The sequence below is a fragment of the Streptomyces sp. NPDC086549 genome, assembly GCF_044746205.1.
Taxonomy (GTDB): domain Bacteria; phylum Actinomycetota; class Actinomycetes; order Streptomycetales; family Streptomycetaceae; genus Streptomyces.
In genome coordinates, this window is the sequence record NZ_JBIVBS010000011.1 from 116018 (window position 1) to 139563 (window position 23546).

20 protein-coding genes and 3 pseudogenes are annotated in these 23546 nt (G+C 68.8%); 11 read left to right on the top strand and 12 right to left on the bottom strand.

Annotated features, from left to right (window positions below; translation table 11 throughout):
* Positions 1–1431: a selenium-binding protein SBP56-related protein gene (locus ACIPSA_RS30520; protein ID WP_402640085.1), complete on the bottom strand. Its 1431-nt coding sequence runs from the start codon at positions 1429–1431 to the stop codon at positions 1–3.
* A gap of 458 nt (positions 1432–1889) precedes the next feature.
* Here ACIPSA_RS30520 and ACIPSA_RS30525 point away from each other — a divergent pair, with 458 nt between their 5' ends.
* Positions 1890–2378 carry a hypothetical protein gene (locus tag ACIPSA_RS30525; protein WP_402640087.1) on the top strand — a complete coding sequence of 163 codons (489 nt, stop codon included), beginning with the start codon at positions 1890–1892 and terminating at the stop codon, positions 2376–2378.
* Positions 2379–2540: 162 nt separating this feature from the next.
* The gene (locus ACIPSA_RS30530) at positions 2541–3785 is read left to right on the top strand and encodes a ThuA domain-containing protein (protein WP_402640089.1); all 1245 of its coding nucleotides are present in this window, start codon (positions 2541–2543) and stop codon (positions 3783–3785) included.
* A 47-nt stretch (positions 3786–3832) separates the two neighbouring features.
* Here ACIPSA_RS30530 and ACIPSA_RS30535 read toward each other — a convergent pair whose 3' ends face one another.
* Together ACIPSA_RS30535 and ACIPSA_RS30540 are read right to left on the bottom strand one after the other, a co-directional pair.
* Complete coding sequence (locus tag ACIPSA_RS30535; RefSeq protein ID WP_402640091.1) at positions 3833–4417, bottom strand: TlpA family protein disulfide reductase; 585 nt, start codon at positions 4415–4417, stop codon at positions 3833–3835.
* Positions 4414–4878 (bottom strand): hypothetical protein, encoded by a 465-nt coding sequence (locus ACIPSA_RS30540; RefSeq protein ID WP_402640093.1) that lies wholly within the window; start codon positions 4876–4878, stop codon positions 4414–4416. Before ACIPSA_RS30540 ends, ACIPSA_RS30535 begins: the two co-directional genes overlap by 4 nt.
* Positions 4879–5146: 268 nt before the next feature.
* On the opposite strand from ACIPSA_RS30540, the gene ACIPSA_RS30545 reads away from it, so the two are divergent.
* From ACIPSA_RS30545 to ACIPSA_RS30560, 4 genes are all read left to right on the top strand, one after another.
* A complete protein-coding gene (locus ACIPSA_RS30545; RefSeq protein ID WP_402640094.1) occupies positions 5147–5680 on the top strand; it encodes a SigE family RNA polymerase sigma factor in 534 nt (177 codons plus the stop codon).
* Positions 5677–6570 carry a hypothetical protein gene (locus tag ACIPSA_RS30550; protein ID WP_402640096.1) on the top strand — a complete coding sequence of 298 codons (894 nt, stop codon included), beginning with the start codon at positions 5677–5679 and terminating at the stop codon, positions 6568–6570. Before ACIPSA_RS30545 ends, ACIPSA_RS30550 begins: the two co-directional genes overlap by 4 nt.
* Before the next feature lie 83 nt (positions 6571–6653).
* Positions 6654–7121: a MarR family winged helix-turn-helix transcriptional regulator gene (locus tag ACIPSA_RS30555; protein ID WP_402640098.1), complete on the top strand. Its 468-nt coding sequence runs from the start codon at positions 6654–6656 to the stop codon at positions 7119–7121.
* A 99-nt stretch (positions 7122–7220) separates the two neighbouring features.
* Positions 7221–8330, top strand: coding sequence for an LLM class flavin-dependent oxidoreductase (locus ACIPSA_RS30560; RefSeq protein ID WP_402640100.1), 1110 nt, complete (start codon positions 7221–7223; stop codon positions 8328–8330).
* 215 nt (positions 8331–8545) lie between these two features.
* Here ACIPSA_RS30560 and ACIPSA_RS30565 read toward each other — a convergent pair whose 3' ends face one another.
* The 5 genes and pseudogenes from ACIPSA_RS30565 to ACIPSA_RS30585 form a co-directional block, all read right to left on the bottom strand.
* Positions 8546–9229 (bottom strand): ester cyclase, encoded by a 684-nt coding sequence (locus tag ACIPSA_RS30565; RefSeq protein ID WP_402640531.1) that lies wholly within the window; start codon positions 9227–9229, stop codon positions 8546–8548.
* 21 nt (positions 9230–9250) lie between these two features.
* Positions 9251–9454, bottom strand: a pseudogene (locus ACIPSA_RS30570) (response regulator transcription factor); the annotation flags it as partial.
* 4 nt (positions 9455–9458) lie between these two features.
* Positions 9459–10564: pseudogene (locus ACIPSA_RS30575) on the bottom strand (MMPL family transporter); the annotation flags it as partial.
* 519 nt (positions 10565–11083) lie between these two features.
* Positions 11084–11743 carry a 1,4-alpha-glucan branching protein gene (locus ACIPSA_RS30580; protein WP_402640101.1) on the bottom strand — a complete coding sequence of 220 codons (660 nt, stop codon included), beginning with the start codon at positions 11741–11743 and terminating at the stop codon, positions 11084–11086.
* 129 nt (positions 11744–11872) lie between these two features.
* Positions 11873–12397 (bottom strand): MarR family winged helix-turn-helix transcriptional regulator, encoded by a 525-nt coding sequence (locus ACIPSA_RS30585; protein ID WP_402640103.1) that lies wholly within the window; start codon positions 12395–12397, stop codon positions 11873–11875.
* A gap of 40 nt (positions 12398–12437) precedes the next feature.
* Here ACIPSA_RS30585 and ACIPSA_RS30590 point away from each other — a divergent pair, with 40 nt between their 5' ends.
* Positions 12438–13343 carry an EamA family transporter gene (locus tag ACIPSA_RS30590; RefSeq protein ID WP_402640105.1) on the top strand — a complete coding sequence of 302 codons (906 nt, stop codon included), beginning with the start codon at positions 12438–12440 and terminating at the stop codon, positions 13341–13343.
* A gap of 42 nt (positions 13344–13385) precedes the next feature.
* On the opposite strand, the gene ACIPSA_RS30595 is transcribed toward ACIPSA_RS30590, so the two are convergent.
* Positions 13386–14780, bottom strand: coding sequence for a hypothetical protein (locus ACIPSA_RS30595; protein ID WP_402640107.1), 1395 nt, complete (start codon positions 14778–14780; stop codon positions 13386–13388).
* A gap of 213 nt (positions 14781–14993) precedes the next feature.
* Positions 14994–15653, bottom strand: coding sequence for an alpha/beta hydrolase family protein (locus ACIPSA_RS30600; protein ID WP_402640108.1), 660 nt, complete (start codon positions 15651–15653; stop codon positions 14994–14996).
* Positions 15654–15979: 326 nt separating this feature from the next.
* Between ACIPSA_RS30600 and ACIPSA_RS30605 the strand changes: the two genes are divergently transcribed.
* Entirely contained in the window at positions 15980–17650 is a 1671-nt protein-coding gene (locus tag ACIPSA_RS30605; RefSeq protein WP_402640109.1) for a penicillin-binding transpeptidase domain-containing protein, read from the top strand.
* 231 nt (positions 17651–17881) lie between these two features.
* Here the strand turns inward: ACIPSA_RS30605 and ACIPSA_RS30610 are convergent, their stop codons facing one another.
* A complete protein-coding gene (locus ACIPSA_RS30610; protein ID WP_402640110.1) occupies positions 17882–18403 on the bottom strand; it encodes a transglycosylase SLT domain-containing protein in 522 nt (173 codons plus the stop codon).
* A 567-nt stretch (positions 18404–18970) separates the two neighbouring features.
* Here ACIPSA_RS30610 and ACIPSA_RS30615 point away from each other — a divergent pair.
* The 3 genes from ACIPSA_RS30615 (at position 18971) to ACIPSA_RS30625 (ending at position 21784) form a co-directional block, all read left to right on the top strand.
* Positions 18971–19393 carry a YciI family protein gene (locus ACIPSA_RS30615; RefSeq protein ID WP_402640112.1) on the top strand — a complete coding sequence of 141 codons (423 nt, stop codon included), beginning with the start codon at positions 18971–18973 and terminating at the stop codon, positions 19391–19393.
* Complete coding sequence (locus tag ACIPSA_RS30620) at positions 19386–20525, top strand: RNA polymerase sigma factor (RefSeq protein ID WP_402640113.1); 1140 nt, start codon at positions 19386–19388, stop codon at positions 20523–20525. Before ACIPSA_RS30615 ends, ACIPSA_RS30620 begins: the two co-directional genes overlap by 8 nt.
* A 365-nt stretch (positions 20526–20890) precedes the next feature.
* Positions 20891–21784, top strand: a complete 894-nt coding sequence (locus tag ACIPSA_RS30625) for a hypothetical protein (RefSeq protein ID WP_402640115.1) — start codon at positions 20891–20893, stop codon at positions 21782–21784.
* Between the two features lie 112 nt (positions 21785–21896).
* On the opposite strand, the pseudogene ACIPSA_RS30630 reads toward ACIPSA_RS30625, so the two are convergent.
* Positions 21897–23539, bottom strand: a pseudogene (locus ACIPSA_RS30630) (tannase/feruloyl esterase family alpha/beta hydrolase).
* Between the last annotated feature and the right edge of the window lie 7 nt (positions 23540–23546).

Sequence of the window (23546 nt, forward strand, 5' to 3'; positions counted from 1 at the left end):
TCAGCGGCGGTAGCAGTACGAATCCGAGGAGGCGTCGCCGCCTTGCAGGCGCGTCTGGTGCACGCGCAACCCGGAGAAGTCCGTGCCGTGCGGGAAGAAGCCGCTGTCGACCAGGAGCCCGCCATTCGCGGTGTCGGCGTCGAGTTTGACCATCCACGGGTCGATGCCCGCGGGATAGAACTGTGCGTCCCAGGCGGCATACAGCGAGTTCGTCAGGTACACGCGTCGCCCGTCCCGGCTGAGCTCCACCATCTGCGATCCGCCGGTCAGCGGAGTGAACGGCTCGGCGGGGTGCGGCCGCCGGTCGACGATGCCGCCGAGCCGCACGGACGCTGTCTGCCTGGGCCGGAACGGGTCGCTCACGTCGTACTGGAACAGGTCGCCGGTTCCCCACGCGGATACGTACAGCCACTGGTCGTCCACCGACAGGTCGATGTCGGTGATCAACGGGGGCACGGCACCGAACGGTTGCAGCGCCGGGGGCAGGTCCTCCGTTTGCGCGGGCTCGGCAGGGATGGTGATCACCCTGCGGACCACGAAGTCTTCGCCCTCCCGGTTCCACAACCACACCGATGCCGACAGGTCCTCCACGCTGACCACGGTGTTCGTGAACCCCCAGGTCGCCTCGGGGTCGTGCGCGGGGCGAAGTTCCAGCACCATCTGGTTCTCGTCCCCGAGATCGACGCTCTGCAGATGCCGGCCGGAGTCCAGTTCCCAGAAGTGCAGTGAGTGGCCGTATCGGCGATCCAGCAGGAGTTCGGGGACAAGGCCGTCCTCGATCATCGAGGGGCTCCCCCACTCGCTGGTCACAGCGATGTTCTGGCGCAGATGCCACCAGACGTCGTAGGCGAGCCGCTGCGGTCCGCGCTCGCTCTCCCAGGCGCGCAGCACTTCGAAGCTTTCGTGGTCCAGCAGCGCGACGCCGCCAGGCCCGTCCGCACCGTCCGCGCCGCCCAGGCAGGACAGGAACATTCCGTCGGGGCCGCAGTGGAGTGTGTGCGGGCGGGAGTATCCGGCCTTGGCGGCCAGCACCTCGGGCTCGACCACCTTGACCAGGTGGGGGCGGTCGGGATCGGGGCTGGTGTCGAAGACGTGCAGCCGGGACGAGCGCAGTCCCGGGACGATGAGGTAGCGCCGCGCAGCGTGATGGTGACCGGCATGGGCCAGCGCGCTGGAGCAGGCGTTCCAGCCGAAGTGGTGCAGTTCGTTGCCCCGGTCGGGCAGTTCGGCGTGGGAGATCACGCGGCCGTACTCGGGGGATTCGGGGTCGGTACCGACGGTGAACAACGCGTCGGCGCGCTGTGCGGTCGGGTCGAAACCGACGACGTAGGCGACCTTCTCCGGGGGCGCGGCGACGGCATCCGCCGGAGTGCGGTACAACGTGGGGTCACTGTGATCGTCGCTGTTGTGAGCGTGCTCGGTCGTCCTCATGGCTGTTCCTCACTCCCGAACGGAAGCCTGGACCCGGGTGGACTCCCGACAGAGCAGCCGGGCTCACTCGTTCGAGATCGATGCGCAGACGAGGGAGGGGTATGTCACGGATCAAGCGTTTCACAGCCCTTGGAGCCCTGCCAAGGCGGCAGCGCGGACCACCCCGGTACCCCTCCGTGGAGCCGCCGTCTCAGCGCGGGAAGCTCTGCTGGTTGGCTCCGCCACGGCAGGTTCGGAACACCGGCTGTGTCCCCTTCAGGGCCTCGGTGTACGGAGGGTTGTGAGGCGCTGCCTCAGCTGCTCGGGGCTTGACGCCCTCGTGTGCCGGGTATCGCAGGCGCATGCGGGCATGGGGAGAGGCCGTTTGGACGGGACCCCGGTGGGAGGCTCTTCTGGTGGGCGTGGTGAGGCGGACACTGGCGGGAGATGAGCCGCAGCCGTGGTGGATACCGCGGCGCGTGCTGACCGTGGTGTCGGCCGATGTCGATGTCACTGCCGGTGTCGGGGCGATCTGGATCGAGTGGCGTCCGAAGTCACCGCGGATGCGTGAACACATCGCGCTTCTTGAGTCGTACGGCGAGCAGTGGCGGTACGTGGGTGGCGGCAGCGGCCCAGGAGACGATCCTGTCAACGTCGATGTGCTCGACGTTCGCATCGGCGGGGGTTCCCTCAGCCTGGACCGCCCGCGCTCCGCCACCGAGGCCACATGGATCAGTTGCGCCAAAGTGCGCCTCGGGCGGGATGTGGATCACGTTGTCATCGCTGCCCGCCGGATCGATGCGCCCGAGCAGAGCAGGCTCATCGCTGTTTGGACGTCCCCCTACACCAGCCGCGCAGGCCGTCCCGTCATCGTGGCCCTGGGACGCGACGGCACGGAACTCTCCCGCCTTGGTCCCCAGGACAGCCTGGACACCGACACTTGGGCGCGGTTGAGAGAGGAGCTATAGCCAGTCTGCTTCCTGGGTCTCTGACGCGAGCGGGCAAAGAAGTGCTCGACGCGGCGGCCACCGATGTTTGGTATGAACCATTGACATGTACGCGCGCGGGGGCCTTCAATGCGGCACATCTGCACATGCCTCCCGACGGTCACGCACCAGGAAGGTCCTCGCATGATCACCCCCCACTCGGACATCGCCTGGCCTCGCACTCTGTTAAGACTGCTCGCCCTGGTCGCCGTCGTGCTCGGCGTCCAGGCCGGACCCGCACACAGCGCCCAGGCCGCCACCCCCATCAACGTGATCGCCTTCTACGACGGCACCTACGACGCGGCACACATCAGCTTCGACCACGAGGCCAACACCTGGTTCCCGCAGGCCGGCGCGCAGAACGGCTTCACCTACACCGCGACCACGGACTGGAGCCGGCTCAACTCCACGACCCTCGCCAACTACCAGGTGGTCATGTTCCTCGACGACTACCCCCACACCGCGTCGCAGCAGGCCGCCTTCCAGACCTACATGGCAGGCGGCGGCGGCTTCATCGGCTTCCACGTCTCGGCGTACAACGACAACACCAGCGACTGGCCCTGGTACCACAACACGTTCCTCGGCACCGGCACCTTCCGGAGCAACTCGTGGGGACCGACCGCGGAAACCCTGCAGATCGACGACCGGAGCCACGCCGCGACCGGGAATCTGCCGGCCACCATCACGTCCTCCGTCAGCGAGTGGTACAGCTGGCAGAACGACCTGCGGCAGAACCCGGACATCGACATCCTCGCATCGATGGCCCCGTCCACGTTCCCGATCGGCACCGATCCCAACCAGACCTGGTACAGCGGCTATTACCCGATCGTCTGGTCCAACCGCCACTACAACATGGTCTACAACAACTTCGGCCACAACGCGATGGACTACTCGACCAACACCACCCTCTCGTCGACGTTCGCGAGCGCCCAGCAGAACCAACTCCTGCTGCAGGAGATCAAGTGGGCGGCCGGCCAGTCCGGTCCGGTCACCCCGCCCGCGAACACCACTGGCCCGATCCACGGATACGGCGGCAAGTGCGTGGACGTCGCGGGCGCGAACGCCGCCAACGGCACGGCGGTGCAGCTCTACGACTGCAACGGCACCGATGCGCAGAACTGGACGGTCGGCAGCGCCGGTACGCTCACGTCGCTCGGCAAGTGCATGGACGTGACCGCGGCCGGCACCGCCAACGGCACCAAGGTGCAGCTGTACGATTGCAACGGCTCCGGATCACAGGTCTGGCAGCCCGGCGCGAACGGCTCCCTGGTCAACCCGCAGTCGAGCAAGTGTCTCGACGCCACCGGCCCCAGCTCGGCCAACGGCACCCGGCTGCAGATCTGGTCGTGCTCGGGAGCCGCCAACCAGAACTGGACGCTGCCCTCCTGATGTGCCCGCATCCGCCGGGTACGCCGCAGGGCCACCACCGCCGCGTCTCAGGAGTGGCCGGGTTTCCTTCCGGTCGCGGTGAGCAGCGGAGCGATGATCTTTTCCATCCCGGTTTCCGTCACTTGTCCCATCCGGGCGGCCGCTATCTTCCCTGCCGGATCGATGACGATCGTGAAGGGAAGGAACTGCGGGTTCACGAGGCCGTGTGGCAGCTTCAGGGCCTGGCGTCCTGACGGGTCGTGAACAGACGGGTAACCGAGGTGGTGGTCTTGCTGGAAGGCAAGTCCGGCGGCGCGGCTTTTGTCGTTGTCGAGTCCGAAGACCTGGACCCCGCGGCTTTTCCACGTCTGCTGGATCTTTTTCAGTTCGGGCGCTTCGATGCGGCAGGGGCCGCACCAGGAGGCCCAGGCGTTGACCAGGACGACCTTGCCCCGGTAGTCGGACAGGTGTGCCGTGTGGCCCTCCAGCGTGGTCCCGGAGAAGTCAGGGGCGACCGGGCGCTCGCCTTCCTTCATCGTCTGGGTGAGGGGATCGGACGAGGTCGTGTCGCCGATCGGGACGGGCGTCGAGCAGCCCGCCAGGATCGCACAGAGGACGGCCACGGCCGCGCAGGAGCGTAGGTACGTCGTCATCGGCTGGTCACGTTCCTGCTCGTGGACTCTGTGTGGATGTCGCTGAGCACCAGTTGCAGGTGCCCGGAGCGCCACGTGGTCAGCAGCCACGCAGCGGGGAGTTGGAGCGTGAACACGGCGATGATGGCCGTCACGAACGCGGTGTCCGCAGGTGCGTCGTCGCCGGCCGCCCCTGCGGAGATCCCCGAGATGACCAGGAGCACGGCCAGGTAGATGCCGGCGTCGACCAGGACGGCGCGCCAGCGCGGCAGGGGCTTGTCCAGGCGGCGGGCAAAGGTCAACGATGCGGTGGCAGCCGCCACGAAGACCGCGTTCCACGGGTCCTTCAGCCAGGTGGACTGCCACGTGCCGAGGTGGCCGGAGGCTGCCTGCCAGGCCAGGTCGACGGCTGCCCCGGTCAGCCAGGACAGGACAACGACGGTCAGCGCGTATAAGACAGCGCTGCGCCAGGTTACGGTCACATCAACCCCCATGTGGCGCGGGCCGCCCGGCGGCGTCCCGCTTCCCGATCATTGTCCTCCCGGTGTCCTGCCGGCCGGGCGGCGGGGGCAGTAACCGCCGCTGTCCTCAGCCTCGGCCCCTGCACCAACAAGGCCGCACAGGCAGGAAGTTCGCATCCGCATGCAACCCTGGGCGGCCCGGGTTCCGTGTACGGCGCAGGAGAGGCGGGTCTGGGTCGATTCGGGTCCGACGCAGTTCGACGCCTCGATGCGTGAGACGAGGGAGAGCGTGACCGAGCATTCCCGCGAGACCGACTTCCGTACCTGGGTGCTTGAGCATCGAACGCGCCTGCGGACGACGGCATTTCTGCTCTGCGGTGACTGGTACCTCGCCGATGATCTCGTCCAGGACGCGCTCGGTCGGCTCTACTCCAGGTGGGGCCGGGTGGTGGCAGCCGGTGATCCGCGTGCGTACGTCCGTCGGATCCTGTGCAATCTCCACACCGACTACCGGCGCCGGCCGGCTCGGCGTGAGATCAGCGAGGCGGATGTGGCCTCGCTGCACTCACATCCGCACACCAGTATGGACGAGCCTGACGACGAGCTGATCGCCGCCCTGCTCACGATCCCGGTGGGCCAGCGGACCGTGCTCGTCCTGCGCTTCTTCGAGGATCTGTCCGTCGAGCAGACCGCAGCCCTGCTCAGGACGAGTCCGGGCAACGTCAAGAGCCAGACGAGCCGCGGCCTGGAGGCCCTGCGCTCCGCGCTCAGGACGCGACCCGCCAAGAACATACGACCGACCAGGTTCGAAGGAGCATCGTGACCCCCGACCAGACGCCGGAAGAACTCGCCGTACGCATCGCGTCCATCAGCATCGGTGCTCCCGCCGACCGTATCGACATCGACGAGGCGGTCCGAGCGGGGACAAGGCGGCGTCGGTATCGGCGGCTTGCCGTCGCCGGCGTGTTCGCCTGCGTCGTGGCCGTCGCCGGATCGGTGGCCGTGGCAACGCAGGTGGGCCACGACAAGAGCGGCACCATGGCCTCTCCCGTCTTCAGCAGTTCGGGCCTGACCGCCGAAGGCCTCGGCGGGCGATGGATCGCCGTCCGGATCGACGGTCGTGACATCTCCTCGTGGCGCGACGTCAGCGGTATTCCGGCGAACATCATCATCGGCACCGACGAGGTACCCCATGCGTGGCAGGTGAACAGTGCCTGCGGCCCGCTGGTCGGCGGCGACTTCACTCTGCAGGCCGACGGCTCGTTCAAGGCCACGTCGCCGCCACGACGGTTCCAGTCCTGCCCGATGCTCACCACGCCGCCCCCCGACCTACTGGACGCGATTTCGCGTACCGCCTCCGTCACCATGGACGCGCCGGACGACTCAGCCGCCCGGACGCTGCGGTTCCTGGACAGCCACGAACGGCTCGTCGCCCTGTGGCGCGAGGACAGCACGATCAGCTCGCGTGCCTCCATGACTTCCGCGTGCAAGAAGGCGCTCGGACGCGAGTCCGCCTCTGACGGCACCTTCACCACCGTCGAGCACGTCCGTTCGAAGCACCTGGCCGCGACGAACACCGAAGCCGAGGACGCTTTGCCCGACGTTCCCGGCGGCACCGTCGCCGTCTACTGTTCGGTCACTGACAAAGGTTCGCCCGTCAGGTACGCGGTCACGACCGACGGCCACAAGGTGAGGCTTCGCCCGGCCAAGTAACAAGATCCAGCTGCCGTCCGGGCCGTGCCGGTCGGCCGCACGAGCGATGGGTGACAGGTCAACTATCGCGTTAGGCTGATGCCATGAACAACACACCGCAGTGGCTCAGTCCGGAGGAATACGCCGCCTGGCGCGAGTTCATCCGCATGCAGGAGAAATTGGTCGGCCGACTGTCGCGCCTCATGCAGGCGGAATCCAGCCTGTCGGCCGCCGACTATGCGGTGCTCGTCGAGCTCACCGAGGCGCCCGAAGGCCGGCTCCGCTTCATGGACCTGGTCAAGGCCGTCGAATGGGAGAAGAGCCGAATGTCCCACCAGGTCAGGCGCATGACGAAGCGTGGGCTGGTGGCCCGGGAAGAGTGCGTCAACGACGGACGCGGCGCGTTCATGGTCGTCACCCCGGCAGGACGTGAAGCCATCGCCGAGGCCGCGCCCCGCCACATCGAGGACGTTCGCCGCCTCTTCATCGACGCGCTCACCGCGGAAGAACTCGATTCGGTCGCTCACGTCTCGAGGCGCGTCCTGGAACACCTGGAGAAGGTGCCCTACTGAGCAGGGACCCCGCCAAGCAACACGGAACGGCAGGGAATAGCGGTGGTCAGGGGTGTGTTCGAGGGCATAGTTGATGCATCAACAAAGGAGATGGGTGCGATGCAGTTCGGGATCTTCACCGTCGGGGACGTGACCACCGACCCGACCACGAGCCGGACGCCTACCGAGTACGAGCGGATCAAGGCGATGGTGACCATCGCGCAGAAGGCGGAAGAAGTGGGGCTGGACGTCTTCGCGACGGGTGAGCACCACAACCGGCCCTTCGTGCCGTCGTCCCCGACCACCATGCTGGGCTGGATCGCCGCACGCACCGACCGAATCATCCTGTCGACCGCCACCACGCTGATCACCACCAACGACCCGGTGAAGATCGCCGAGGACTACGCGATGCTCCAGCACCTGGCCGACGGACGCGTCGACCTGATGATGGGCCGCGGCAACACCGGACCGGTCTACCCCTGGTTCGGCAAAGACATCCGCCAGGGCATCAACCTCGCCATCGAGAACTACGCCCTGCTGCGCCGGCTGTGGCGCGAGGACGTCGTCGACTGGGAGGGCAAGTTCCGTACGCCGCTGCAGGGCTTCACCTCTACTCCGCGCCCGCTGGACGGAGTGCCGCCGTTCGTCTGGCACGGCTCCATCCGCTCCCCGGAGATCGCCGAGCAGGCCGCGTACTACGGGGACGGCTTCTTCGCCAACAACATCTTCTGGCCGAAGGAGCACTTCCAGCGCCTGATCAGCCTGTACCGGGAGCGGTACGCTCGCTACGGCCACGGCACCGCGGAGCAGGCCATCGTCGGCCTCGGAGGACATGTCTTCATGCGACCCAACTCCCAGGACGCCATACGCGAGTTCCGTCCGTACTTCGACCATTCACCGCAGATGGGCGGCGGCCCGTCTCTGGAGCAGTACATGGAGCAGACCCCACTGACGGTCGGCTCCCCGCAGGAGGTCATCGAAAAGACGCTCACCTTCCGTGAGCACTTCGGCGACTACCAGCGTCAGCTTTTCAATGTGGACGGCGTCGGGGTACCGCTGAAGACCGTGCTGGAGCAGATCGACATGCTCGGCGAAGAGGTTGTGCCCGTGCTGCGCCAGGAGTTCGCCAAGAATCGTCCCGCCGACGTGCCGGACGCGCCCACGCATGCCTCGCTGCTCGCCACTCGCGAGACGGCCGAACGCACCGCCTCCGCCGATACGGCAGCCTGAGGACTGGGGCAGCGTCGGGGACGACCGGTGCGGGCCGGACGTCCGCGTTGTTGAACGCGATGTCCGCACGGGATGTCCTTTTCCGCGCGACGGACGACAACCAAGCTGCGACGGCGGCGCAGCTCCTCATCACCATCCCGTGCGGCGTGAAGTTCCCCTTGTCGTCGACTTCACGCGCATTGAAGGGGTCCACGACGAGTGGGTGTCCGTCCCGGTCAGATGTTTTCCGGAAGCAGCCCGAAGGACTGGTAGAGGCGGACGTAGTCGACGGTGTCCCAGTGCTCGGCCGCGACCCCGCGCTCGATCCGCAGGAAGTCCGCGGACGCGAAGTCCACGGGAGTGCCGCTGGCGGTGATGGTGCCGTCCCAGACGCTGATCGAGGCGACACGGTCGTTCTCGGCCACGACGTGGGTCTGCACCGCGAGCCCGTCCGGCATCGCCCCGCGCCCGATCGCCCAGGCGTTGCCGAAGAACTGACGGCCGTCCGGGGTCCAGCCGGTGTTCTGGATGTAGTCCTCGGCCAGTGCGTCGACATCCTCGGCGATGCCCGTGGTGATGGCACCGCCGTACAGGCGCCGTCCCACCGCTCGTGACTCCTCGCGCGTGGCGGGGCGGCCCGTGCGGGGCGCGCCGAACTCGGTTCCCGGCTTCTCGACGAAGATGCCTTCAGGAGACTCCGGCACGCCGAGCAGTTGCTGGAACTGCGCGGCGACGCCGGGCAGTCGGCCGATCCTGACCAGGATCCGGTAGGTGTCCATGACCTGCCAGTGCTCGACCAGGCGGTCGTCGCGGAAGCGGAAGATGTGCGACACGGACGTCTGAATGGGCTTGCCGGTCGGCGCCACTCCCACGTATTCGCCGGTGTGGTTGCCGGTGACGATGGTACGCAGCGCGATCAGGTCGCCGCACCACCGTCGGCATCACGGCCTGGGCCCGGCGCTCACCAGGCCTGACTGGTACGCGATCACCACCAGCTGAGCGCGGTCTCGCGCATCCAGTTTGGACATGGCCCGCTGGATGTGACTGCGCACCGTCAGTGGGCTGAGCACAAGCATCTCGGCGATCTCCGCATTGGACTTTCCCTGGGCGGCCAGGGCCATGACCTCACGCTCGCGCTGAGTCAGAGCACGACAGCAGGAAGCCGAGGGCTGCCTTGACCGGCACGAGGATCGAGCGGAAGACCACCATGAGCAGGAGGAAGGCGAGACCCAGGATCACGGCGAGGTAGGGGATCAGCGCGTCCTGGAGCGCCTGGGCCACATCGATGTTCATGGCCGTGCTGCCCGTGACCTCGAAGGTTGCTCCGGTCGCGGATTCCAGGTCCGCACGCTCGCCCCGGATGGCGTGGACGAGGTCCTTGGTCCGCTCGACGGTCGGCCCTGTCGCCGGCGTCGCGGAGATCATGGCGGTGTCGCCCGCCGCGTTGAACCGGGCCGGGCTGACGGTCACGACCCCGTCGGTGGCCTTGATCTTCTCCCTGATCCCGGCGACGGCTTCCTTGGGATCGTCGGCCTTCTGGGCGTCCACGACGATCGTCAGAGGACCGTTGAACCCGGCGCCGAATCCGCGGGACAGGTCGTCGTAGGCGCGGCGCTCCGTGGTGGACGTGGGCTTGGACTCGTCGCCCGGCATGCCCAGACGCAGATCCGTCATCGGCACCGCGACGGTGACCAGACCGACCACCCCGGCGAGCAGGATGGTGACGGGCCGGCGCAGTACGAACCGCGCCCAGCGGCTGCCCCCGTTGGCCTTGCGGGTCTCGGCGCGCACGCCCTTCTTCCGGGTCCGGCGCGAGAGGACCGCGTTCGGCCAGAACCCCAGGAGAGCGGGGATGAGGGTCAGCGCGACCAGGATGCCGACGACGACCGCGCCGGCGGCGCACAGGCCCGGAACGGGCTGACCGCACCGGCGGCCTGCGGCCCCTTCCCCGCCTCGGTCACGAACTCGTCGATGACCTCACGGTTGTCCGCTGCCGTCACCTTCTCGCCGTGGGGTGCGACGAAGACGATCCGGGCGTTCGCCGCGTTGCCGTTCGTTCCGGGGAAGCGCTGCTCCATCAGGTCGAAGGCTTTCTGCGCCTCGATCCCGGGCATGAAGGACGTGTTGTTCTCGTCGGCGGAGGGCGCTGTGGCCGCGCCCGCACCGACGGCGACGAGCACCGCCGCCCAGACGAAGAGAACGGACCAACGCCGCCGAAAGGCGCCGCGGCCCAGTCGATACAGGAGGGTAGCCACGAGTCAGGGATCTCCACATCAGAATCGGGTACCGCTCCAGCGTCATCGATTGCCGGCCCGACGTCGTCGTGCCCGTACATGCAGTTGCGCCTGGTGTCTGAGCACCAGAGAGGACGCCGCTCCCTCCTCCTCAGGTATGACACGCGCACGGCGGCGCCTGACGCGAGGCCGGTCGGGCGGACGTCGACATCACCTTGCAGTCCGCTGACCGCAGCCGGTGTGACGCAAGAGTTGCCGCGAAGAGCGCGTCCACGTCGACGGGGGCCGCCGCGAGCAGACGCGCGAAGGCGCCGGGACAGCGGCGGGACGGCGGCAGGGCACGTTGCGGGGCTCGGCACAGCCGACCAGGGGTGCCACGACATCACGGACCAGGTCTGTCTCGGCCGCGGCCGGAACTACGGTGCGCGACCGGGCATCCGGATACCCGATCGCGCAACCGCGGCTCGTGCGGTCGTACAACTGCTCAGGCAGACCGCCGCGTTCCTCATCCGGCTCCGGTCGTGACCGAGGATGTGGAGGCTACGCCCGGGTGTCCGTGTGCAGGACGGCGAACGCCCCCCGGACGCGGGTGCCGTCCGGCATCTGCCAGGAGCCGGTGAGGTGGCCGATCGCCTGCTGCGCGGAAAGAGACGTGCCGTCCGGGGCGGGCTGCAGAACCCGGTGCAGGCGGAGGGCCGTGCCCTGCGGCGTGGTCAGTGCGGTGCCTTCTTGATCGTCGGTGGCGGTGAAGTCCGCGGAGATGGAGCCTTCACCGGTGTAGGCGGCGATGACCTCCCGGTCGGGGACGTCGCTGATGTTCTGGTCCTGGGCCTGCACCCGCCCCTCGATCAGGGCCGACAACTGGGCGACCAGCACGGGGTCGTGGCAGCCGTCGTAGGCCCAGCGCCGCCCCAGCACGCCGTGCTCCATGGTGCCGACGAGGGCGTGCTCCGCCCCGTCGAGCGGGGCACCGCGATAGGTGAGCGGCACCAGGTAGGTGGTCGGGTGAGGGCCGGAGGCGTCGGTCACCACGACGAACTCGATCCCGACCTCACCTTCCGGGTCGTCCAGCCGGAAACCGCCGGCCTTCGCCAACTCCGGTTCGCCGGCGCCACCGTGGTACCACGGGCGGGAGGGCAGCCAGGAGGTGAGCAGTTCCAGCTTGGTCGGCGTGACGACGGTGCGGTGGATGACGGCCATGCGGGAGGTTCCTTTCCGTTGGGTCGATTCCGTTGGGTCGATGCCCGCCCTGACGCCTTCGCGTCTGCGCGGCGTCGAGAAGCTGTGTCCGGCCTCTTCGTACTGGCCACAGCCCGGCGGGGCCGCGGGTCACTCGGTGCCAGCAGGACGCTGATGTGCCATGCGGGCGAGCCAGGTCGTCAGCAGCGTTTCGAGCGTCTCTGCCTCGGTGGGCGCCAGCAGGTCAAGCAGGCGGCGCTCGTTGTGCATGTGGTCGGTGAACGCCCGGTCGATCAGCTCGCGTCCGGGTCTGGTGAGGGCGACGATCCGGCCGCGCTGGTCGTCGTCGGAACGGCGACGGGTGACGAGTCCGGCCCGCTCCAGGCGGTCGATCCTCTTCGTCATGGCGCCGGTGGTGACCATGGTGTGTGCGGCAAGCTCGCCGGGTGCCCGTTCGTAGGGCTCGCCCGCCCGGCGCAGGGCGCACAGTACGTCGAACTCTCCCTCGCTGAGGCCGTAGCGGCCGTAGACCAGGGCCAGTTCCTCGGTGAGCTGGTCGGCCAGGCGGTGCAGTCGGCCGATCACTCCCTGCGGGGAGACGTCGAGGTCGGGGCGCTCCCGGCGCCAGTCGGCCTGGATGCGGGCAACGCGGTCCAGCGGTTGCGGATCGTCCATGGTTGACAATATAGCTTCTCGGGAAGCTACATTAGCTTCCATGGAAGCTAATCTGCGTTGGGTGGCACTGACCGCGGTGGCACCGGTGGCCTGGGGGACCAACTACTTCGTCACGCACGAGTTCCTCCCCGCGGACCGCCCGCTCTACGGGGCCGCCCTGCGGGCGCTGCCCGCCGGCCTCGTCCTGCTGACCTTGCGCAGGCAGCGGCCACGCGGCGCGTGGTGGTGGCGATCCGCCGTACTCGGGCTGCTCAACGTGAGCGTGTTCTTCGTCCTCGTCTACGCCGCCTCCCAGTTGCTTCCGACGAGCGTCGCCTCGACGGTCATGGCGCTGTCCCCGCTGACGATGATGCTCATGGCCTGGCCCCTCGTGTCCGAGCGTCCCCGGACTGCCCACCTGGCCGGCGCCACGATCGGGCTCGTCGGGGTGTGTCTCATGCTGCTCACGGGGGCGGGAGCCGTGAGCGTGCCGGGAGTCCTCGCCTCGGCCGCCGCCATGCTGGTGTCGTCCTTCGGCCACGTTCTGACCAAACGGTGGAGTTCCGATGCCGACGTGCTCGCCTCGACCGCATGGCAGCTCACAGCCGGAGGCCTGTTCCTGCTCCCGGTGGCCGCAGCCGTGGAGGGCTCTCCCCCTGCGTTCTCCACGCCGACACTCCTCGCGTTCGGCTACGTCACCCTGGTCGCCACCGCGCTCGCCTTCGCCGCCTGGTTCACCGGGCTGCGGCACCTGCCCGCGGGGACAGTCGGACTGATCGGCCTGCTCAACCCCGTTACAGGCGTGCTGCTCGGCACAGCGGTCGCGGGGGAGGTACTGACCGTTCAGCAACTGTGCGGGCTGCTCCTGGTCCTGGCCGGAGTCGTCCTCGGCCGGCCCATGCACGCGGGCCGACGCGACAGCGGGCGCGCTGCCGGCGACCAGAGCCGCAGGCGGGTGAGCGCGTGAGTGCGACGATCCGCCCGTGCTCGGGATGCAGCCGCCCAGCACTCAGATCTTGTCCGCGTCAGCGGGGGACGCCCGCGTCGTCCAGGTATTGGTGCATGACTTCGGTGGGAAGGCTCGGGTTGGCGAGGGCGCGGGAGGAGGTCTCCGGATTCCCGCAGCTCTGCAGGATGAGATCGACGGGCAGCGCGGGATGCGCGGCTGCCATGGCCCGTACACGAGCGTCGGGGTCGGCGAGCAACCGGACCACGACGTCGACGGGCGCTTCGGCGTCCCCACCAGCCATCGTTTCTCCGGATCCGGGTCGTCGGCGAAGCGCTGTGCGCTGCCCGCGCCCGGAAAGTTCTGGTGGCTCACCAGAGCGCCTTTGGTGATGACCTCGCAGTCCAGATACGTCTGCAGCACCACCTCGCCGTCGACGGTCGGTTGGTTCTCGCACAGCAGGAGTCGCACGGGGTGGTCATCGTCCTTGGAGAGCAGGTCGATGACGTCGGCAGGCAGATGCCGACTGTAGGCGGCGCTGCGCCGTAGCAGGGTGTTGGCCGACTTGGCGCATTGGCGCAGGACGTCGGGATCGGCGCAGAGACGGACCCATTCGACGGGATAGAGCCGGTCGGACGGGGTGATGGTGATGTCAATGGCGGTACGTTCGGTCTCCGTCAGCTCGGGTCGTACCGATACCGCCAGCCGGACGCTGTGCGCGTCGTCGTTCGCCAATGTCCGGACGATGTCGATGGGAACGTTGAGGTTGGCCGCCAGGTCCCGCCGGTCCTCCGCTTCGGTGCCGGCTGCGAGACGTTCGGCGGTCGCCGTGCTCATGGCGCCGTACCGGATCACATCCCGTCTGTGGAAGCGGCCGATTCCTGCGTCGAGAAGGAGGTCCGTGTAGCCCGCGTCGTCGCGGCAGGCCTGCCTCATGGCCGCCTGACGTACGTCGTCGTCGGCGTCGTGGAGAAGGCGGTTTCGGGTGTCCTCGGAAAGCAAGGTCCACTGGCCGCAGGCTGCCTCCCGGAGGTCCGCGTCCTGGTGGTCGGCGAGCCCGGCGACCAGACTTGGAGCTGTGTGTCGGCTGAAGGCCGCGCTTCGGCGGATCGGAAGTTCCGGATCGGCGAGCAGGCGCTGCTGGGCGGGCAAGGGCAGTGGCTCCACTGGGATGCGGAACCAATCGGGTCCATGGGCCAGAGCATGGCGGACACGCGTATCGGAATCGTCCACGAGCCGGGCGCGTTGTTCCGCCGTCAGCGCAGCGTTGTCGGCGAGCGCGCTCCGCAGCCTGCGGTCGGGATGCGTGACGATGAGGTCGACCCCTCGTCCGGCAGAGGGCGCGAGGCGAACGAGTCCCAGGCCGCGATGGCTTCCTCGGACAGCAGCCTGGTCAACACGTCGGCCGGCGCCGCAGGATTTCGCCCGATCGCATTCAGGGTCTCGCGGAGACCGCAATCTCCGCACATGCTGCCTCTCCCCGTTCGCCAACGAGCGTCACGCGCCCGCAGATTGTGCGCATCTCACGTCTACGAGGTCAACGTTGGCGATCATGCTCTGCCACGTCTCCAGAGCAGCCCGGCTACCTGCGGCCGAGGAAACCCTCCGACGAGCTCCTCCATGTGCGCCCTTGCCCTGCCGCTCAGCACCTGGGGTACGTCACCCACCGCCTCACATGACTGGCTGACAACCCGGTGTCATGTCTGCCGCACGGGCAAGGAGTTGAACGGTCTGGCGTCCGCCCAGTAGTGCGTGCTCGGCGCGGCAGGGGCGGCAGCGGCCGTACTCGGGGTCGTACTCGGTCATGATCACGCCGGCATGGTCGGTGTCGGGCTCGTGGAGCGATGTGGGCCAGCCGCGATGCCGAAGGGCCGCGTAAAGCAGTCGGGATTGCTGGACATCCACGACCGGATCAGCACTACCGTGGATCAGCCATACAGGAATGGCAGGCACCGATTCCGCGATCCCCGCCGCTTCTTCGATCGGCGTACGGCCCGTCAGCGGCTGCGGGCCGGTGTGGCCGCCGGCGATGCCGACGACGGCCCGAGGCCGCCACCCGTCGAGTGCGCAAGGGGCCAGGGCAGCGGCCACCGCGGCTTTGCTGCCCAGAGACCAGCCGGCCAGCACAATACGTCCTGTGTCCCCACCGAAGTCGGCTGCGTGCTGCTGCACGTACGAGGCAGACTCACGTAGGTGGGTCCGCCCGCCGTCCTGGGCGTCCGACCGCCAGTCAGGAACAAAGCACACGATGCCCAGTGAGGCCGTGGCCCTGGCGAGCGGCGCGAGAACGTCGCGCTCATCGGGACCTCTCCCGTGCCAGAGCAGAACCATGGGCGAAGCCTGCGACGCAGCCTCAGGCCGGTACACATCCAAGCGCTGCCCACTGGCTCCATAGACGAGCCCGCTCACCACAGCGACTTCCGCGGTCAACCCCACCCACCCCGTTCTGCCTGACGCGCCTGGCGCAACGCGCACGTGGGCACGACTCCACCGGTCAAGCTGCTCCGAGCCCTGGCATGATCTCCATGCCGGCCATCCTGTCACGGGGGGCGAGCCACAAAGAATCCATGAGGTGTGTTCGGCAGGGCGCGCTGACCGGTGTTGCCTGAGTACGCGTACTCAGGCAAGACCAGCTATGAGCCGACAGAATCCCTGTCATGAACAGACCTGTGAAGCTCGGCATAGCCGGGACATGCACGGCATTACTTGTCGTCGGGGGAATCGGTATCTACAACGTCGTCCACGGTTTGACCGCCGGAGCGTCGCAGGACGGCCGGCCCGATGCGTCCGGCAGTTTTGATCCGTCCACCCTGTCGAGCACGCCACCGTCGAACGCCGAGGCGGTCAAGCTGGCCCGAGCGTTCCTGGACAGCTGGGCCGAGCAGCACTTCGACGGTGCGGCGAGCGACTCCGACACACCAGACACGGCTGCGCAGGCTTTGAGGGACTACAGCGATGGCCTGCACCTGAAGAAGGTGACGTTCGATCACGTTCTCTCGGCCGGCCCGTCGTCGGTGACGCCGGGCGCTACCAAGGTGACGTTCGACGTACGGGCCCAGGTGGCGGGTGGCACGTGGACGTACTCGAGCGCCGTGGCCGTAGTACACAGTACGAATGGTGTGTCGGCCGTGCACTGGAACAACTCGGTGCTCTATCCGGGCCTCGGCGACGCCCAGTCGCTCACTGCGGGCAAGCTCCCTGCCGGCGCCGGCGCGGTGAAGGTGGTGGCGAGCGATGGCAGGACGGACCTGTCCACGTTCTCCTCACTGCGGGACATCGAGGCGACCATCAGCCAGAACGCCAACCCCAAGGGCGGCAGCGCGGGCACAGGGGTCGCGGTGGTCGACGGTGACGGTCACGGTGACGGTGACGGGGTCAAGACGCTGAAGGTCTTCTCCAAGGGCCGGACCCCGGTCATCAAAACGACCATAGACGCCCGCCTCCAGGCGGTGGCCGAGCGCGCTGTGAAGGACCCTCAACTCCAGGAGAAGCCGGCCGGAACAGTGGCGCTCGACTGGAAGAACGGCCACATCCTCGCGCTCGCACACACGGGAGCGGACGGGGACATCGCCATCAACGGCATCAAGTCGCCGGGTTCCACCATGAAGATCATCACCTCCGCGGCCCTGATCGACCGGGCAGGCCTCACCGCGAACAGCCCCGCACCCTGCACCGACTCCGTGATCGCCAACAGCCAGCAGTTCCACAACGACCCGGGCGTGAAGGCCAACCCCGGCTCCACCCTCACCCAGGCGTTCACGGTGTCCTGCAACACGTCCTTCATCAAGGACGGCTTCCGCTACCTCGTACACGACGGAAACGCCTCCGCCCTGCACGACGAGGCCGTCAATGTCTTCGGCATGGGCAGTTGGTCGATCGGCGGCGGGGTGGCCACGACCGATCCGAGCATCCCCGCGGACGTTCAAGCCGGGGACCAGGCAGCCCAGTTCATCGGCCAGGGCAAGGTCACCGCCACACCGCTGTTCATGGCATCCGTGGCGGCCACCGTACGAGGCATCGGCTTCAGGCAGCCCGTCATCCTGCCGGGACAGCACCAGCAGGCCGCCCCCCGCACCATCTCCGCTCGCACGGCGGGCTACCTCCAGTCGATGATGCGCAGCGTGGCCACCAGCGGCACCGCAGCGCCGCGTCTCGGCGGGCTGCCGGGCGTCGGCGCGAAAACGGGCACGGCGGAGGAGGGAGACCACACCAACGGCTGGCTGACGGCGTACAACTCCCGCATAGCGGTCGCGTCCCTGGTCGAAGGCGGCAGCTCCGGCGTGGACTCCGCCGGGTACGTTGTCCGGCGACTGCTGATCGGCAGCTGACAGCGGCCGGCGCCTACCGGGACTCAGGGAGCATGTTGGGCGTGTGGACGCACCGGTCCACGGATCAGCGAAGCCCCGCACCGGTCGCCTCGGCCATGGGGCTCGTCTGCTTCGCCCCCAGGAGCGCAAGCTCAGCTCATGAAAGCCGACTGAGCCGTCGGCGGCCCGATGGGGGATGCGGCCACGTCCGTCGACGACGGCGCGGCCGCTGTGCGTGAGCGCGCGCGGGGCTCAGTACGCGGAGTTGACGTTGTCGATGGAACCGTAGCGCTGAGCGGCGTAGTTGGCGGCGGCGGTGATGTTCGCCACCGGGTCGGTGACGCTGTCAGCGGTGCCGGCGACGTGGTAGGCGTTGAAGGTGGGGTCGATCACCTGCAGGAGGCCCTTGGACGGGGTGCCCTTCTGCGCGTTGACGTCCCAGTTGTTCTGGGCGTTGGGGTTGCCGCCGGACTCACGCATGATGTTGCGGTGCAGGCCCTCGTAGCTGCCGGGGATGCCCTTCTCCTTCATGACGGCCAGAGACTGCTTGATCCAGCCATCAAGGTTCCCCGCGGTGCCAGTGGTGCCCTTGGGGTCGGTGTGGCTGTCGCTGGACGGAGCCGTGACGCTGCGGGCGGCCTGCGGTGCTTCGGCGGCCTGCGCGGAGGCCGGCATCAGCGTGAGAGCGACGGTCGCGGCGCCGGTGGTGGCGATGCCGGTCAGGGCGAGAGTGCGCAGGCGGGCAAAGCGGCGGCGGGTGGTGATCGCGGTCATGAGAAAGGGACTCTCCTGTCGGACGTCATAGAGGCGCCGGCCGGTATCGGTCGCGGCCTGTAGGGCGTCGGGGCGAGGGCCCCGTGCTGCTGGGCAAGAGCGGGCGGGCCTGGCGTTGTGTGTCCGGTCCGTCCCGCGACTTGCGGCAACGACACACATGGTTAACGGCGGGCAGAGACGGACGCAAGAATGTGACGTACTACCCACCTACGGAGAAATACCTGAAATTGGTCATTCCGGAGCTTTACGGCCTGATAGGGGCCGGGTATCTCTACGATGCCCGATAGGACGTGATCTGGCTCCTATGGGCGGCATCACTCCCCGGGCCCCCTTCCAGCCCCCTCCGGACTCCCCCCGGGCTCCCTCCAGAGGCCGACCGGACCAGATCGAGAGCGCTGATCGCGTTACAGTGCGCTACCGCGATGTCACCGAACTCGGCATCGACGCCGCCGGCCTCCACGAGAGCCCGAAAAAAGATCGGACGGCGATGTCGAGAACCCGTGGCGGGCTCCGTCCCCGTGGTGAGCGCGACCAGAATGGGTCGCACCAGCACTGAGGAGAAACACCATGGCCAAGTACTTGCTGCTGAAGCACTACCGCGGCGCCCCGGCTGCGGTGAACGACGTGCCCATGGACCAGTGGACGCCGGAGGAGATCTCGGCGCATGTGCAGTACATGAACGACTTCGCGGCCCGGCTGGAGAAGACCGGCGAGTTCATCGACGGTCAGGCACTCGCCCCCGAGGGACAGTGGGTCAGGTACGACGGTGAGGGGCGCCCGCCGGTCACCGACGGCCCGTTCGCGGAGACGAAGGACCTCATCGCCGGCTGGATGATCATCGACGTCGACAGCCACGAGCGCGCCGTCGAGCTGGCCGGGGAGCTGTCGGCCGCCCCCGGAGCGGGCGGGAAGCCGATCCACGAGTGGCTGGAGGTGCGTCCCTTCCTGACCGCGCCGCCCACCATCCCGGAGTGCACCATCCATGGATGAGGCGCTGCTCAGGAGCCTCACGCCGAGCGTGCTCGCCGTCCTCGTCCGCCGCGGAGCCGACTTCGCGGCGGCCGAGGACGCCGTGCAGGACGCGCTGGTCGAGGCGGTCCGCGTCTGGCCGGCCGACCCGCCACGGGACCCTAAGGGCTGGCTGGTCACCGTGGCCTGGCGCAAGTTTCTCGACGCGACGAGGGCGGACACCGCCCGCCGCCGGCGTGAGGACCTCGTCGACGAGGAGCCGGCGCCCGGCCCCGCGTCCGCCGTGGACGACACGCTCCAGCTCTACTTCCTGTGCGCCCACCCGTCGCTGACGCCTGCATCCGCGGTCGCGCTCACGCTGCGCGCCGTCGGCGGGCTGACCACCCGCCAGATCGCCCAGGCCTACCTGGTGCCCGAGGCGACCATGGCGCAGCGCATCAGCCGTGCCAAGCGAACCGTCTCCGGCGTGCGGTTCGACCAGCCCGGGGACGTCGCCACCGTGCTGCGCGTCCTCTACTTGGTCTTCAACGAGGGCTATTCCGGCGATGTCGACCTCGCCGCCGAGGCCATCCGGCTCACCCGGCAGCTCGCGGCGGCGATCGACCACCCCGAAGTGGCGGGGCTGCTCGCCCTCATGCTGCTCCACCACGCCCGGCGCGCCGCCCGGACCGCGCCCGACGGCAGTCTGGTGCCGCTCGCCGAGCAGGACCGCGGCCGGTGGGACACCGAGTCGATCGCCGAGGGCGTCGAGATCCTGCAGACGGCGCTCGCCCGCGACCGGCTGGGCGAGTTCCAGGCCCAGGCCGCCATCGCGGCACTCCATGCTGACGCGCCCACCGCCGAGGAGACCGACTGGGTGCAGATCGTCGAGTGGTACGACGAGCTCACGCGCCTGACCGACAGCCCGGTCGTCCGGCTCAACCGCGCAGTCGCCGTCGGCGAGGCCGACGGACCGCGCGCCGGCCTTGCGGCGCTCACGGCGCTGGACACCTCGCTGCCCCGCCACGCCGCGGTGGCGGCGTACCTCCACGAGCGCGACGGTGACCTGACGACGGCGGCACGGCTGTACGCCGAGGCGGCCCAGAAGGCACCCAACCTCGCCGAGCGCGACCACCTGACACGCCAGGCCGCCCGGCTCAACTCACGCGGGTGACGTTGACAGGTGGCGCTCGGAATGTCCCGCGGCGCTCGGCGCGGCGCGCCGGCCAGAGCGGTCGCCCACATCGGAGTCACCCTCCGACATCCTGATCCACGGCCGCCGCGCGTCCGCACCGCACCGCATGTGACAGCGGTGTACGAAACATGTCACAGGGCTCGTACCGCCTGGCGGTGCCGCTTCCCCCCAGAGTCCACCGGGTGGGATGTTTACCGGCCGAAGCGGCCCGCAGCGGGCCGCGGGGAGGGATCGGGGTGGACACCTTGACGCGCCAACAACACCGCACCGGCAACGGCAGATCCGTCGGCCGGGCTCGGGGAATCAGCAGGACCGGCGGAAACGGCACAACACGGGGCCGCCGGGTGGCGGTGACCGCCACGGCGCTCGCCATGGCCGTACCACTGACCCTGGGCGCCACAGGAGACGCGGGGGCGGCAGGGGACCACCCGATCGTCTTCGCCCGCTACACCGCGGCAGCGCCCGTCGAAGACCTCTACGCGATCTCCGCCAGTGGCGGCACACCCGTCGAGCTCACCCACACCTCCACCGTCAGCGACGTAATGCCCAGCTGGTCCCCGGACGGCAAGCGGGTGGCCTTCGTCCGCTATGGATCCGGCGGCGCCATCGACGGCATCTGGACGATGAAGACCACGGGCACCGACCTGAAGGCCGTTCCCGGCACCAAGGGCGCCTCCGACCCGGCGTGGTCCCCGGACGGCAAGCGGATCGCCTACGCCAAGCCGGTCGGTACCCAGCGCGAGATCTATGTGGCCGACATCGACGGCGCCCCCGCCACCCGGCTCACCCACACCGCGGCGGACGACCTCCATCCGACGTGGTCCCCGGACGGCAAGTACCTGGCGTTCAACCGCGCGGACGCGAGCGGGCACAGCAGGGTCATGCGGATCCGGCTGTCCACCCTGGCCCAGACGGCCGTCACCGGGTCCGGCTCCCACGACTGGACGCCCGACTGGTCGCACAGCAACCGGATCGCCTTCAGCCGCGTGGACTCCTCGGGCTTCGCCCACCTCTACCTCGTCCGCCCCGACGGCACCGGACTGCACCGCATCACCTCGGCCCGCCTCAACGACAAGAACCCCTCGTGGTCTCCGGACGGCGGCCGCCTGGTCTTCACCAGAGGCGGTGCCGACGACGCGGATCCCGAACACCTCTACCTGGTACGGGCCGACGGCACCGGACTGACCCAGCTCACCAAGACCGACTCCCATGACCTGGAGGCCGACTGGCGCCCGTAAGGCGCCCGTCAGCGACCGGCGGCCCGCCTGCCCCTGCACAAGAGCGTCCCGGCCCGCGACGGAAACGCGCGGGCCGGGACGGGGCAGGGGCAGGGGGCTGCCGGGAGTTCGGTCAGTGATGGGTCGGGAACACGCAGCGGAAGCTGGAGGCGGCAGTCCGGTCGCCGTGGCCGTTGTAGCGGGACACCTGCGGGTAGCCGCACAGGTTGCGGGTGATCTGCTCGCCGGAGGCGTTGCGCAGGGTGGCGGGCAGGACCTGAGGGGCCTTGCCGTGTTCGACCCAGGTCCTCAGGGCGCCGAGGTCGTCGACGATGGCGCCGCTGCCGTCGTTAAGGCCGCAGTGCGGCGTGCCCGGGGCGAGGAAGAGGCGGTAGAAGTCGTCGACCTTCTTGGTGCCGCCCATTTTCCGCTCGACCTGCTTGCGGTACTCCACGGTGCCCTGGGTGGGGATGTACTGGTCGGCCTGGCCGTGCCAGGTCAGGAGCTTGCCGCCGGAGTCACGGAAGGCGGTCAGGTCGGGGTCGTCGGTGCCGATGACGCGGTCGTACTCGGCCTCGGACTGCCTGAACAGCTGAGTGAACTGGCTGTAAGTGATCGACGAAACGTCGAAGGACGGTTGCTTCTTGAGCCACGTGGTGATCCAGGCGGCGGGCACGGGGAACGGTGCGCCCTTGACGTTGCCGTCGGCGTCGGGCGCGGTGGTGCCTGCCAGGCCGGACAGGGCGGCGCCGACCGGGACGCCGGACCACAGCTTCTTGCCCGACGTGGTGCGCGGGCCGTCCCAGATCTTGCGTACCACGGCCGCGTCGGCCGCGGTGATGGTCAACTCCCGGCCCGCGCACAGCACCTTGGTGCCGATCAGGCTGCGCGGGTCGAAGCCGCACCGCTCGGGGGCGTCGACCAGGCCGTCCTCGGCGCCGTCGAGCGGGTCGCAGGCCTTGACGGCGGCGTTCGTGAAGGCGTCCAGCTCGCATGTGGTCGGATAGGTCTTCTCCTGGTTCATGACCACCTGCGGCCACAGGGTGGCGACCTCGAACTCGTCCCAGTTGACGGCGGGTGCGTTGGCCAGGATGCCGTCGTAGTCCTCGGGGTGGCGCTGGGCCTCCATGTAGCCCTGACGTCCGCCGGTGGAACAGCCGTTGAAGTACGCGTACGAGGCGGGCCTGCCGTAGAAGCGACCGATGACCTCCTTGGCGGTCACTGCCGCCTCTTGCTCGGAGCGGCTGGCGAAGTTCTTCAGCAGCGCCGCATTGACCTGGCCGTCGCCGTTCAGGGCCCAGCTGGTGTCGACGTAGGTGCTGACGCCGGCGTCGGAGGTCGCGGCGGCGTAGCCGTTCTTGACCGCGTAGGCCAGGCCCTTTCCGTAGTCACGGCGGCGTAGGCGCTACCGCCGATCGTCTGGAGGCGGCCGTTCCATGCCTGCAGAGGCAGCCACACCCGCACCTTGGCGTGGTCGCCGACCCCCGGGTGGGTCAGCGTGACCGACACGTCGCAGAACGCCGGTACGTCATCCACGTGGTCCGCGGGCAGCGGCCAGACCTCGGGCACGTCCACGGTGCCCGCCGGGTGCTGTACCGCCGTCACGTTCTCCACCTTGGTGCCGGCCGGGGCCTTGACGGACTGCGGGGAGCAGGTGAGCGGGGTCGAGACGGATGCGGGGCCACGCTGCGGCTGCGCGGACGCGGTCGGCAGGTACACCGCCGCCGTGATCAGCGGTACGCCGGTCGCGAGGGCGGCAAGAAGTCGTCGCCTCATGGTGTTT

Bases quoted from the DNA above. Each gene is read 5' to 3' on its own strand.
- ACIPSA_RS30610 (WP_402640110.1), bottom strand. From the start codon at position 18,403: ATGACCGCGATCACCACCCGCCGCCGCTTTGCCCGCCTGCGCACTCTC.
- ACIPSA_RS30590 (WP_402640105.1), top strand. From the start codon at position 12,438: ATGGAAGCTAATCTGCGTTGGGTGGCACTGACCGCGGTGGCACCGGTG.
- ACIPSA_RS30605 (WP_402640109.1), top strand. From the start codon at position 15,980: ATGAACAGACCTGTGAAGCTCGGCATAGCCGGGACATGCACGGCATTA.
- ACIPSA_RS30620 (WP_402640113.1), top strand. From the start codon at position 19,386: ATGGATGAGGCGCTGCTCAGGAGCCTCACGCCGAGCGTGCTCGCCGTC.
- ACIPSA_RS30520 (WP_402640085.1), bottom strand. From the start codon at position 1,431: ATGAGGACGACCGAGCACGCTCACAACAGCGACGATCACAGTGACCCC.
- ACIPSA_RS30560 (WP_402640100.1), top strand. From the start codon at position 7,221: ATGCAGTTCGGGATCTTCACCGTCGGGGACGTGACCACCGACCCGACC.
- ACIPSA_RS30585 (WP_402640103.1), bottom strand. From the start codon at position 12,397: ATGGACGATCCGCAACCGCTGGACCGCGTTGCCCGCATCCAGGCCGAC.
- ACIPSA_RS30555 (WP_402640098.1), top strand. From the start codon at position 6,654: ATGAACAACACACCGCAGTGGCTCAGTCCGGAGGAATACGCCGCCTGG.
- ACIPSA_RS30530 (WP_402640089.1), top strand. From the start codon at position 2,541: ATGATCACCCCCCACTCGGACATCGCCTGGCCTCGCACTCTGTTAAGA.
- ACIPSA_RS30615 (WP_402640112.1), top strand. From the start codon at position 18,971: ATGGCCAAGTACTTGCTGCTGAAGCACTACCGCGGCGCCCCGGCTGCG.
- ACIPSA_RS30600 (WP_402640108.1), bottom strand. From the start codon at position 15,653: ATGGTTCTGCTCTGGCACGGGAGAGGTCCCGATGAGCGCGACGTTCTC.
- ACIPSA_RS30535 (WP_402640091.1), bottom strand. From the start codon at position 4,417: ATGACGACGTACCTACGCTCCTGCGCGGCCGTGGCCGTCCTCTGTGCG.
- ACIPSA_RS30580 (WP_402640101.1), bottom strand. From the start codon at position 11,743: ATGGCCGTCATCCACCGCACCGTCGTCACGCCGACCAAGCTGGAACTG.